General features: G+C 55.5%; 11 protein-coding genes. 4 read left to right on the top strand and 7 right to left on the bottom strand.

Annotated elements, in window-relative coordinates; genetic code table 11:
* Positions 1-14: 14 nt before the first annotated feature.
* The 3 genes from ABGA49_RS03955 to ABGA49_RS03945 all read right to left on the bottom strand — a co-directional run bounded on the left by ABGA49_RS03955 (position 15) and on the right by ABGA49_RS03945 (position 1,513).
* Positions 15-590 carry an RpoE-regulated lipoprotein gene (locus ABGA49_RS03955; RefSeq protein WP_347665166.1) on the bottom strand — a complete coding sequence of 192 codons (576 nt, stop codon included), beginning with the start codon at positions 588-590 and terminating at the stop codon, positions 15-17.
* A 61-nt stretch (positions 591-651) separates the two neighbouring features.
* Positions 652-1,101, bottom strand: coding sequence for a DUF2919 domain-containing protein (locus ABGA49_RS03950; protein WP_134317828.1), 450 nt, complete (start codon positions 1,099-1,101; stop codon positions 652-654).
* Positions 1,088-1,513, bottom strand: a complete 426-nt coding sequence (locus tag ABGA49_RS03945) for a GNAT family acetyltransferase (protein ID WP_061493783.1) — start codon at positions 1,511-1,513, stop codon at positions 1,088-1,090. The genes ABGA49_RS03950 and ABGA49_RS03945 overlap by 14 nt, the downstream gene beginning before the upstream one ends.
* 213 nt (positions 1,514-1,726) lie before the next feature.
* Here ABGA49_RS03945 and amiA point away from each other — a divergent pair, with 213 nt between their 5' ends.
* Positions 1,727-2,599, top strand: a complete 873-nt coding sequence (gene amiA / locus ABGA49_RS03940) for an N-acetylmuramoyl-L-alanine amidase AmiA (RefSeq protein WP_061493782.1) — start codon at positions 1,727-1,729, stop codon at positions 2,597-2,599.
* On the top strand, positions 2,599-3,501 hold the full coding sequence (hemF, locus tag ABGA49_RS03935; RefSeq protein ID WP_088238180.1) for an oxygen-dependent coproporphyrinogen oxidase: 903 nt from the start codon (positions 2,599-2,601) through the stop codon (positions 3,499-3,501). The genes amiA and hemF overlap by 1 nt, the downstream gene beginning before the upstream one ends.
* A gap of 61 nt (positions 3,502-3,562) precedes the next feature.
* Here hemF and maeB read toward each other — a convergent pair whose 3' ends face one another.
* Positions 3,563-5,842 carry an NADP-dependent oxaloacetate-decarboxylating malate dehydrogenase gene (gene maeB, locus ABGA49_RS03930; RefSeq protein WP_134317827.1) on the bottom strand — a complete coding sequence of 760 codons (2,280 nt, stop codon included), beginning with the start codon at positions 5,840-5,842 and terminating at the stop codon, positions 3,563-3,565.
* A 280-nt stretch (positions 5,843-6,122) separates the two neighbouring features.
* Between maeB and tal the strand changes: the two genes are divergently transcribed.
* Complete coding sequence (gene tal, locus ABGA49_RS03925; protein ID WP_061493779.1) at positions 6,123-7,073, top strand: transaldolase; 951 nt, start codon at positions 6,123-6,125, stop codon at positions 7,071-7,073.
* Positions 7,074-7,094: 21 nt separating this feature from the next.
* Positions 7,095-9,089 (top strand): transketolase, encoded by a 1,995-nt coding sequence (gene tkt, locus ABGA49_RS03920; protein ID WP_347665165.1) that lies wholly within the window; start codon positions 7,095-7,097, stop codon positions 9,087-9,089.
* A 43-nt stretch (positions 9,090-9,132) separates the two neighbouring features.
* Here the strand turns inward: tkt and ABGA49_RS03915 are convergent, their stop codons facing one another.
* From ABGA49_RS03915 to nudK, 3 genes are all read right to left on the bottom strand, one after another.
* Positions 9,133-10,071, bottom strand: a complete 939-nt coding sequence (locus tag ABGA49_RS03915; protein ID WP_347665164.1) for a hypothetical protein — start codon at positions 10,069-10,071, stop codon at positions 9,133-9,135.
* A 49-nt stretch (positions 10,072-10,120) separates the two neighbouring features.
* Positions 10,121-11,164: a DUF1176 domain-containing protein gene (locus tag ABGA49_RS03910; protein ID WP_347665163.1), complete on the bottom strand. Its 1,044-nt coding sequence runs from the start codon at positions 11,162-11,164 to the stop codon at positions 10,121-10,123.
* A gap of 121 nt (positions 11,165-11,285) precedes the next feature.
* Complete coding sequence (gene nudK, locus ABGA49_RS03905; RefSeq protein WP_347665162.1) at positions 11,286-11,861, bottom strand: GDP-mannose pyrophosphatase NudK; 576 nt, start codon at positions 11,859-11,861, stop codon at positions 11,286-11,288.
* Positions 11,862-11,929 lie beyond the last annotated feature (68 nt).

The following is an 11,929-nucleotide window of genomic DNA, read 5'->3' as shown; positions in this document are numbered from 1 at the left end:
GCGATTCGATCAAATTAACGACGCCAGATAAGCTTGCTGACTTTCCAGTTTTTCAGGACATCATCCGCGGGCATCAACCCTTCCGGGCCGCTCCACTCACCGGTGAACACATAGCTAATATGCTGGCTACCCGGCGCCTTGCACTCCACACCATCACTGTCGTCGCCTGTTGCTTTCACGCAGTTGCCGAAAGCTTTGTCATAGAGATCAGTGAAAGGCGTACCGACTTTCACGCCTTTGTCGCTGGCAATATCGTGGTCCAGCACGTCAATGCGGCTGACTGCGCCATTTTCACCGTTGACCACTAGCGCCAGTTGGTTATCTCTCAGCGCTTCGAAATAACGCACGACCACCCCTTTCTCCGTTTTCATGCCGCTGCGCAGACGGTAATCACCCTTTAATGCGTCGCTGATAGCCTGTTCAGTCAGCGGTGTAGCCGCCGTGATGTTACCCACGCCGTTATCGCTCACCTCAACGGAAGAACCAAACCAGTTCCACGGATACGCTGCTGACCAGTTTACGGAGGAGAGGGTCGAACAGCCCGCCAACGCCAGCGGCAGGACGCAAACAACCATACGCAGGGATTTCATACACATTCCTTTCTTGTTCATTTAACGCCTGTTGGAGTCCGGGAACGGCAAAAAGTGCCATTCAATGTGGATCGGCATAAAAACAGGCACGCAGGCGACGGTTTGTCACCAACCATAACAGGGAGACAGCGTCGGCAATCATCAGCGCTATTGCCGGGCCGGATAATGCCTCGCCGGTTAACCAACGCCAGGGTTGCCATAACAACAACGCCAGTTGCGCCAGCAATAATAAGGGATAGATTGTGCGCCAGAGACGGGGAACCTGTTCGCGGCGACCGCTCAGTACAAACGCCAACGCCGCAGGCACGCCGGGGATCAATCCCAGCCAGAAATCATCGTGATCGGGGTAGAAGAGTGTTAGCAGCGCATCTCCCTGACCGCGTGACGCGCCAGCCATGACAAACAGCACCCAGGTGCGGGCCTGTAAAAACAGCACGCACCAGAACAGGAAAGGCAGCTTAAGACGACCATGACTGTCGTAATCGGCGGGATGGATTTCAGTACTCTTCATCTTCAATCAAACGCTTACCCAGGCTCACAGAGTCCATGTGTTCATAGCCCAACCGCTCATACATGCCGATCACCATCTCGTTCTCTTCACGCACCATCAGGTTAATTTTCGGGCAACCACGGGCAATCAATTTTTTCTCCAGCCGGTTGAGCAACGCGTTCGCAATCCCACGCCCGCGAAACTCAGGATGCACGCCCAGGTAATACGCAGAACCGCGATGACCGTCATAGCCGCCCATTACCGTCCCGACGACTTCGCCGCCCACTTCTGCTACCAGAAACAGGCTGACGTCGTGATTCACTTTGCGCTCAATATCCATTTCCGGATCGTTCCAGGGCCGCAGCAGACCACAGCGCTCCCACAAGGTGATCACTTCTTCGAAATCTTCCTGGCGAAAAACGCGTATCTCCATGGTATGCCCCATCTTTTCAACTGTGAAAATAGCGATTATGGCCCTAAGCGCCGCCGTAGCCAATATCCAGCGAGATCGCTATTGAAAAATGGCATAATGTCACTCTGTCACGTATTGAAATGAAAAGTAAAACAATAGTTCTTACGGACTGTCGTAACGGCAAACACGATACGATATAACACCAGGGACCACGGATAATACAACTCAGGCTGTATGAGCACTTTTAAACCTTTAAAAACACTCACCTCGCGCCGCCAGCTGCTGAAAGCAGGTCTGGCAGCTCTGACATTGTCGGGTATGTCCCGCGCCATCGCAAAGGATGAGACGCCGCTAAAAACCACCACCGGCCACAGCAAGCCAAAAGCAAAGAAAGCGGGAGCCAGGCGCATCGTTATGCTCGACCCGGGTCACGGTGGGATTGATACCGGTGCCATTGGTCATAATGGCTCCAAAGAGAAACATGTCGTGCTGGCGATCGCCAAAAATGTCCGTGCCCAGCTTCGCGCCCAGGGCATTGACGCAAGGCTGACGCGCACCGGCGATACGTTTATCCCGTTATACGACCGCGTTGAGATCGCCCATCAGCATGGCGCAGACCTGTTTATGTCAATCCACGCCGACGGCTTTACCAACCCCAGCGCGGCGGGCGCATCCGTTTTTGCCCTCTCTAATCGCGGTGCCAGTAGCGCGATGGCGAAATACCTGTCGGACAAAGAGAACGCCGCCGATGAAGTCGCCGGGAAAAAAGCGACGGATAAAGATCATCTGCTGCAACAGGTGCTGTTCGATTTGGTGCAGACCGACACCATTAAAAACAGCCTGACGCTGGGTTCGCATATCCTTAAACAGATTAAACCCGTGCACCGCTTGCACAGCCGCAATACAGAGCAGGCGGCATTTGTGGTGCTAAAATCACCGTCGATCCCTTCCGTACTGGTGGAAACGTCGTTTATCACCAACCCGGCGGAAGAGAAACTGCTGGGTACTGCCGCGTTTCGTCAGAAGATCGCCAACGCGATTGCCGACGGCGTACTCAGTTACTTTAACTGGTTTGATAATCATAAAACTCATACGAAGAAACGCTGATGACCACACCCGACGTACATCCGGTAAAAACCGCCCTGCTGAACTTGCAGGATGAGATCTGCCGCCAGCTCTCGGCGATTGATGGCGCAGCGTTTGTCGAAGACGTCTGGCAGCGCGCGGAAGGCGGCGGTGGGCGCAGCCGCGTATTGCGCGACGGCGGCGTATTTGAACAAGCCGGGGTTAACTTCTCTCATGTGCACGGCGATGCCATGCCCGCTTCTGCCACCGCACACCGCCCTGAACTGGCCGGGCGCAGTTTTGAAGCGATGGGCGTCTCACTGGTGGTGCACCCGCGTAACCCGTACGTTCCCACCAGCCATGCCAATGTGCGCTTTTTTATTGCCGAGAAACCCGGCGCGGATCCAGTATGGTGGTTTGGCGGCGGTTTCGATCTCACCCCTTATTACGGTTTTGAGGAAGATGCGCAGCACTGGCATCGCACCGCGCGCGACCTCTGCCTGCCGTTTGGTGAAGAAGTCTACCCGCGTTACAAAAAATGGTGTGATGACTATTTCCACCTCAAACATCGCAATGAGCAGCGCGGTATTGGCGGGCTGTTTTTTGACGATCTGAACACGCCGGATTTTGATCGCTGCTTCGCCTTTATGCAGGCCGTGGGCAAAGGCTACACCGACGCCTATTTGCCGATTGTTGAACGCCGCCAGGCCATCCCTTATGGCGAGCGCGAGCGGGATTTCCAGCTCTACCGACGCGGGCGGTATGTGGAGTTTAATCTGGTGTGGGATCGCGGAACGTTGTTCGGTTTGCAAACCGGCGGGCGTACCGAGTCGATCCTGATGTCAATGCCGCCGCTGGTGCGCTGGGAATACAACTATCACCCCGCAGAAGGCAGCCCGGAGGCCGCCCTCAGTGAGTTTATTAAAGTCAGAGAGTGGGTTTAATTTTACCGCCCGGATAAGACGGAATCGCCATCAGGCACGGATTACCTGATGGCGTAACGCATCACAGCGGCTGCGTTTGTGCTTCAACGACCGCCAGCGCGACCATATTGACGATACGGCGAACGGAAGCAATGGGCGTCAGCACATGCACCGGTTTCGCCACCCCCATCAGCACCGGCCCGACGGTGACCCCTTCCGAACTGGAGACGCGCAACAGGTTATAGCTGATACGCGCCGCCTCAACGTTCGGCATAATCAGGATATTCGCCGCCCCTTTCAGCGGGCTATCCGGCATACGTTCATGGCGGATAGCCTCATCCAGCGCGGCATCACCGTGCATTTCTCCGTCAATCATCAGCTCCGGCGCACGTTCACGCACCAGCGCAAGCGTATCGCGCATTTTCACCGCCGCCGGGGCATTGGAGGAACCAAACTGTGAGTGAGAGAGCAGCGCCACACGCGGTTCAATCCCGAATCGACGTACCGTTTCCGCCGCCAACAAAGTGATCTCTGCCAGCTGTTCCGCGCTCGGATCTTCGTTGACGTAGGTATCCGTAATAAAGGTGTTGCCGCTCGGCAGCAGCAACGCATTCATCGCACCGGCGGTGTGCACGTTATCGCGATAACCGAAGATCTCCTGCACCACGCTAAAGTGCTCGTGGTAATCACCAATGGTGCCGCAAATCAGCGCATCCGCCTCTCCGCGATGAACCATGATGGCGCCAATCACAGTGGTATTGCTGATCACCGCACGTTGCGCCTGCTCCTGGGTGATCCCCCGTCGTTTCATGATCGTGAAGTACTCCATCCAGTACTCTTTAAAACGCGGGTCGGATTCGTTGTTCACAATTTCAAAATCAACACCCGGGCGGATTTGCAAACCCAGCTTCTGGATACGCATCTCGATCACGCCCGGTCGCCCGACAAGGATCGGTTTTGCCAGCCCCAGCGTCACCAGTTCCTGAGTGGCATGCAGTACGCGCGGCTCTTCCCCTTCCGCCAGCACCACACGTTTAGGCGCATTGCGGGCCTGGGCGAAGATCGGTTTCATAAACAGATTGGTTTTGTAGACAAACTCGGTGAGTTTATCGACATAGGCATCGAAATCAGCAATCGGTCTTGTCGCCACGCCGGACACCATCGCAGCTTTCGCCACTGCCGGTGCGATTTTCACAATCAGGCGCGGATCGAACGGTTTCGGGATCAGGTAATCCGGGCCAAAGCTCAGATCCTGATCGCCATAGGCAGACGCCACCACTTCGCTTTGCTCGGCATGGGCCAGCTCCGCAATCGCGTTGACTGCCGCCAGTTTCATCTCCTCGTTAATCGCCGTAGCGCCCACATCCAGCGCGCCGCGGAAAATAAACGGGAAGCACAGCACGTTGTTCACCTGGTTGGGATAGTCAGAACGCCCGGTACAGATAATGGCGTCCGGGCGTACCGCTTTCGCCAGGTCCGGCAAAATTTCCGGTTCCGGATTAGCCAGCGCGAGGATCAACGGCTGGCGCGCCATCTCTTTCACCATTTCCGGTGTCAGCACTTTCGGCCCGGAACAGCCAAGGAAGATGTCCGCACCGGCCACCACATCCGCCAGCGTGCGTTTGCCGTCATCCTCCACCGCGTAGGCGGCTTTGGTTTCCGCCATATTCGGCTCACGCCCTTTGTAAATCACCCCTTTCGAGTCGCAGACCACAATGTTGTGTTTCTGCATGCCAAGCGCCACCAGCAGGTTCATGCAAGCAATAGCGGCTGCGCCTGCGCCGGAAACGACCATGCGGACATCAGAGAGGTTTTTCTCTACCACGCGCAGGCCATTCAGAATGGCGGCGGTGCTGATAATCGCCGTGCCGTGCTGATCGTCATGAAACACGGGGATATTCATGCGTTCGCGTAATTTGGCTTCAATATAGAAGCACTCCGGCGCTTTAATGTCTTCCAGGTTGATGCCGCCGAACGTCGGTTCCAGCGCGGCAACCACATCGATAAGTTTGTCCGGATCCTGCTCGTCGACTTCGATATCAAACACGTCGATACCGGCGAATTTCTTGAACAGCACCCCTTTTCCTTCCATTACCGGTTTACCGGCCAGCGCGCCAATGTTGCCAAGCCCCAGCACGGCGGTACCGTTGGACACGACCGCCACCAGATTACCGCGCGCGGTGTATTTGTAGGCTGCCAGCGGATCTTTTTCGATCTCAAGGCACGGCGCCGCAACACCCGGCGAATACGCCAGCGCCAGGTCGCGCTGGGTGGCCAGAGGCTTGGTCGGGGACACCTGAATTTTCCCCGGACGAGGAAATTCGTGGAAATCGAGGGCACTTTGTTTTAACTGGTCATCCATTTGAGGTTCCTTTCACGTTGCTTTCAGTGTGATAAAGCGTGATTACGATCCCGATGCGCCGCCTAGTATGGCCCCTGAAGCAGCGGCAAACTTTGAACATAGCCAAAATCTCGTCATTCCATAAACAAAGTTGCTATCAATTCATCACATTTTTGTTACCGGTCACTAACGGCAGGTCAGGTGCCCGTCTGCTATGCTTTTTTGTTATGCACCTCTCATCCTCACAAAAGTGCGAACGAAAGCACTCCAGTAACACTTTGCTTTTAAAGGAGTTATTTTCATGAATCATTTAGACGGCCTGAAACAATTCACCACCGTGGTGGCAGACAGTGGCGACATCGAATCTATTCGCCACTATCAGCCGGAAGACGCCACCACCAATCCCTCCCTGCTTTTGAAAGCAGCCGGGCTGGCACACTTCTCCCACCTGATTGACGACGCCATTGCCTACGGTAAAGCGCGCGGTAAAACCCAGGAGCAGCAAGTGGCAGAAGCCAGCGACAAACTGGCGGTTAACTTCGGTGCGGAAATTCTGAAAAGCATACCGGGACGCGTATCGACTGAAGTCGATGCCCGTCTCTCCTACGATAAAGAAAAAAGCATCGCCAAAGCGCGCCGCCTGGTGGAGCTCTATCACGATCAGGGGATCGATAAGTCACGCATCCTGATCAAACTGGCATCCACATGGGAAGGGATCCGCGCAGCAGAAGCGCTGGAAAAAGAGGGTATCAACTGCAACCTGACGCTGCTGTTTTCGTTTGCGCAGGCGCGCGCCTGCGCCGAGGCGGGCGTGTTTCTTATCTCGCCTTTCGTGGGGCGTATTTATGACTGGTATAACGACCGCAAACCGCTTGACCCGTATGTGGTGGACGAAGACCCCGGCGTGAAGTCGGTGCGCAACATCTACGACTACTTCAAACAACATCGCTATACCACCATCGTGATGGGTGCCAGTTTCCGCCGCACCGAGCAGATCCTTGCGCTGGCAGGCTGCGACCGTCTGACCATCTCCCCGGCGCTGCTGAAAGAGTTGCAGGCGCAGGAAGGCACGGTTGAACGCAAGCTGGTGCCGTCGCGGCAAACCTTCCATCGCCCGGAACCGCTTACGGAAGCGGAGTTCCGCTGGGAGCACAACCAGGATCCGATGGCGGTGGAAAAACTGGCGGATGGCATCCGCCAGTTCGCCGTAGACCAACGCAAACTGGAAGATCTGATCGCCGCAAAACTTTAACCCTTTGCCACGGAGTGAACTATGTCCCGTAGAGAGCTAGCTAACGCCATTCGCGCCCTGAGTATGGACGCAGTGCAAAAAGCCAATTCCGGCCACCCTGGTGCGCCAATGGGGATGGCGGATATCGCTGAAGTGCTGTGGAACGACTTTCTGCACCATAACCCGGCGGACCCGACCTGGTACGATCGCGACCGTTTTATTCTCTCCAACGGCCACGCCTCGATGCTGTTGTATAGCCTGCTGCATCTGAGTGGTTACGATTTATCGCTTGATGAGCTGAAAAACTTCCGCCAGTTGCACTCTAAGACGCCGGGACACCCGGAAATTGGTTATACACCGGGCGTAGAAACCACCACCGGCCCACTGGGTCAGGGGCTGGCAAATGCGGTCGGGCTGGCGATTGCCGAACGTACGCTGGCGGCGCAGTTTAACCGTCCCGGCTACGACATTGTCGACCACTACACCTATGTGTTTATGGGGGATGGTTGCCTGATGGAAGGGATCTCTCATGAAGTCAGCTCGCTGGCGGGCACCCTGGGCCTCGGAAAACTGATTGGTTTTTACGATCACAATGGCATCTCTATTGATGGCGAAACCGAAGGCTGGTTTACCGATGACACCGCCAAACGCTTTGAAGCCTATAACTGGCATGTGATTGGCGATATCGACGGCCATTCGCCGGAAGCAGTGAAAAAAGCCATTCTGGAAGCGCAAAGCGTGAAAGATAAACCGTCGCTGATTATCTGCCGTACGGTTATCGGCTTTGGTTCGCCGAATAAAGCAGGGAAAGAGGAGTCGCACGGTGCGGCGCTTGGAGAAGAAGAAGTCGCGTTGACCCGGCAGAAACTGGGCTGGCACTACCCGCCGTTTGAGATCCCGAAAGAGATTTATCAGGCATGGGATGCCCGTGAGCGTGGTGCAAAAACCCAGCAGGTCTGGAATGAAAAACGCGAGGCCTGGGCGAAAGCATACCCGGAGCTGGCCGCTGAGTTTACGCGTCGGATGCGCGGCGAATTGCCGGAAGCCTGGGAAAAAACCACCCAGCAGTGGATTCACGAATTGCAGGCCAATCCGGCAAAAATCGCCACCCGTAAAGCCTCGCAAAATGCCCTCAACACGTATGGCCCATTGTTGCCGGAGCTGCTCGGCGGTTCGGCGGATCTCGCGCCCAGTAACCTTACCATCTGGTCGGGTTCCACCTCCTTGAAAGAGGATCCCGCCGGTAACTATATCCATTACGGCGTACGTGAGTTTGGTATGACGGCGATTGCTAACGGCATTGCCCATCACGGTGGTTTTGTGCCTTACACCGCCACATTCCTGATGTTTGTGGAATATGCCCGTAACGCAGCGCGTATGGCAGCACTGATGAAAGCGCGGCAAATCATGGTCTATACCCATGACTCCATTGGGCTCGGGGAAGATGGTCCGACTCACCAGGCGGTGGAGCAACTGGCCAGCCTGCGCTTGACGCCAAACTTCAGCACCTGGCGTCCCTGCGACCAGGTCGAAGCCGCCGTTGGCTGGAAACTGGCGATCGAGCGGCATACCGGCCCGACTGCGTTGATCCTGTCTCGCCAGAACCTGGCGCAAATGGAGAGAACGCCGGAGCAAGTGGAGGCAATCAGCCGTGGCGGTTATATCCTGAAAGCGTGCCAGGGCACACCGGATCTTATCCTGATCGCCACCGGGTCCGAGGTGGCGATCACCATGAAAGCGGCCGAACAGCTCAGTGCGGAAGGCCACCAGGTGCAGGTGGTGTCCCTGCCTTCAACCGATATTTTCGATGCGCAGGATGACGACTGGCGCGAATCGGTATTGCCATCAAACGTCAGTGCACGTGTGGCAGTGGAAGCGGGGATAGCCGATTACTGGTACAAATATGTCGGTCTGAAAGGCGCCATCGTCGGCATGACCGGTTACGGTGAATCCGCCCCGGCGGATAAGCTGTTCCCGTACTTCGGCTTTACCGTGGAAAACGTGGTGGCGAAAGCCAAATCGGTTCTGAAAAAATAAGCACAAAGGCGCGCCAGCGTTTACTGTTCGCTGGCGCGTGATCTTATTTCAGCACCTGCAATGCCTCGCTGTTTTGCGGGGTGATGATATCTTCCTGCTTCTCATCCCAGAGCGCTTTTTTCACCAGCACATTGCCGCTGTGCTGCGGGTCGCGCTTCACCAGCGTGGCGGCATCATCCTCTTCCTGCATATTGGTGTTCATCGGAAACGACGGAATGGCTTTAATCCACTGCCCTTGCTGAATGTCGTAGACATACACCACCCGCCAGGCGCTGGTCCACCACTCCGGGAAGATGACCACCCTGTCGCGCCCGCTGTCATCCAGTTGCGAAAGCACCTGCACCCCGCCGCCAATACACTGCGGCAGAATCGCCGGTTGAATGGCGGGGTTGCTACTCCAGACAGAACACTGGCAGTCGCCATCCATATCGCAACTGCCGCCGTTTTGCGGATCGCGGGCGCTAAGCCAGACGATATCTTTATTGACGCCGTCAAACTTGCCCTTGGCAACACGGCCTTCCACGGCTGTGTCTTTTTGATTCAGCCGGGTGAGTAAATCCGTTTCCCCGCTGATGCGCCAGCCACCGGCCTCTTTTTTGAACATTAACTGCGCGGGATAGTTTTTGACCTGTTTGCCATCAACGCCTGCCTGTTTGACAAACTCCACCAGCACCTGTCCTGCCTCATCGTCGACGATATCGAGGGTGCTGATAATGCGCTGGGAAAATTGCGGCGTACGGGTTTGAAAATCGTGCTGTTTGTTCAGTACCGCGTCACTGGCAAGCGGCTGACCAAACCACTGCACCTGCGCGGCGTAGAGATCGCTACCGGTGGCATTCTGTTCGCCATTAAGATAGTGATTCCACCGTTCAACCTGCCGGGTGATCTCCTGCCGGTCGGCAGCACTGAGCTCCGCCTGCGCAGGCAGGGCGGCGATGAACAGCAGACAGGCGGCAATCCAATGGGCGTATACGTGCTTCATTCTCTCTTTCCCGGATAAACGATTCGGGAAGATTATAAATAACTTACGCTTATCGCGTCACCCACAGCGTCGGCCAGGCATCGGGGCCGTGCCAGTTATCACAGGTGGGCTCCTGGGCGTAACGTACCAGGCGAAAACGCTGCCCATCAAAACGCCAGCGGCTCGCTACGCCGCAGTCCGCCAGACCACGCCCTTTTGACAAGGTGGTCAGTTCCCGGGTTTTCTCATCAAACGTGGCGTTCATCAGCTCCATTTCGTCATTACCGTTATCCGGTGTGAATGGCAGATGCAAACGTATAGGGCGTGAGGCGAAGGGTTTTTCCCGCGAAACCAGCCATGCCAGCTCGACGGTGTTATACGCACCCGCTTCGCAATCAATCATCAGCAAAGCTTTATCGTCCGTCAGCGCGGTGACACGCACCTCGCGGCGCATAGGATCCAGCGAACACTGGGTGTTATTCATACGCCAGTTGGCATAATCCAGCAGATCATTCAGCTCCTGGTGGGTGAGCGGTACGGGCATCGTCGTCACCAGCGCTACCTCTTTTAGCGCAGGCGCGGGCGGTACACTTAACGGTGGCTCATCGCCTTTCTTGATCCATGCGGTTTCGCTCCCCACACGCTTTTGTTGTGTGTCGATAAACAGCAGTGCGGCTTTAAGACCCAACAACGAAATCTTGCCTTTACTGCCCGCAAGCGTGATGGTCTGCCCTTCCTGAATCGTTTTCAGGAAGTCAGTAATGCCAATGGCGTTATCGGTCATCAAATGCCAGGGGGAGATTTGCCAGTGTGTCGCCGTCAGTTTCAGGGGCTGCTCATCCAGCAATAAGCGATCGGCAATCGGCGGCTCTTTTACCGGCGGCGCTTCTTTACCGCCAAGATCGATACGCAGTGCGGCATCGGTGCGCGCCCCGGCACTGCGGTCAAGCGTCATCACCAGACCGCCATGCATTCCGGTGTTACGGGCAACGCAAAAGTTTTGGTTATTGCAGGTGACCTGCCAGTCGGAGAATGTCTGCTGTGCGGGCGCAGCCTGGAGTAAAGGCGCGGTAAACAGACCGCAGAGCAAGGTGAATAAGCTGCGATAACGCATGAATGGTACAACCCCGGAAGAAGAGAAGCGCGACGTGCGTATCTTCGGTTTCCGGGGGCGCTGGCTCAATCGGATTTGTCGGATAGCTTCATCCGAAAGATGGAACAAAAAACCTTAAAATTCAGTCCATTATTCCTGATGATTGTAAGTATTGCAGTAAAATCACCGCCTTGCCGTCGCGTATCTCACCGTTTGCCATCATGGATAACGCCTGATGGAACGGCAACTCCAGCACTTCAATGTCTTCATCTTCTACGCCACCGCCGTAATTAGCGCGTTGTGCATCGCTGTATTCCGCAATAAAAAAGTGCACAATTTCCGTTACGCCGCCCGGCGACATATAGAGTTCGAAGACTTTACGCACCTCACCAACCTGGTAACCGGTCTCTTCAATGGCCTCTTTACGAATACAAACTTCCGGCTCATCGTCATCCAGTAAACCAGCGCAAGACTCAATTAAGCGCCCATCTTCATTGCCGTTCACCCATGTGGCAATACGGAACTGACGAATCAGCACCACGCTCTGTTTTTCGCGGCTATACAACAGGATCGTGGCGCCATTACCCCGATCGTAGACTTCGCGCTTATGACGCACGACTTCGCCGTTCTGACGGGTCAGATCGTAGGTAATATTGCGCAGGATAAAGTAATTTTCAGAGAGGAGTTTATCTTTGATAACTTCAATTTTCAGCGACATACAGGCTCCAAAGCGCTAACAATCTGGCGTCATACTACGCCGTGGAGCCTGTTTTGTCGCGAAGAGCG

The sequence above is a fragment of the Kosakonia sp. WA-90 genome, assembly GCF_039871955.1.
In the GTDB taxonomy this organism is placed as follows: domain Bacteria; phylum Pseudomonadota; class Gammaproteobacteria; order Enterobacterales; family Enterobacteriaceae; genus Kosakonia; species Kosakonia oryzendophytica.
This window is presented reverse-complemented; position numbering and strand designations above follow the sequence as displayed.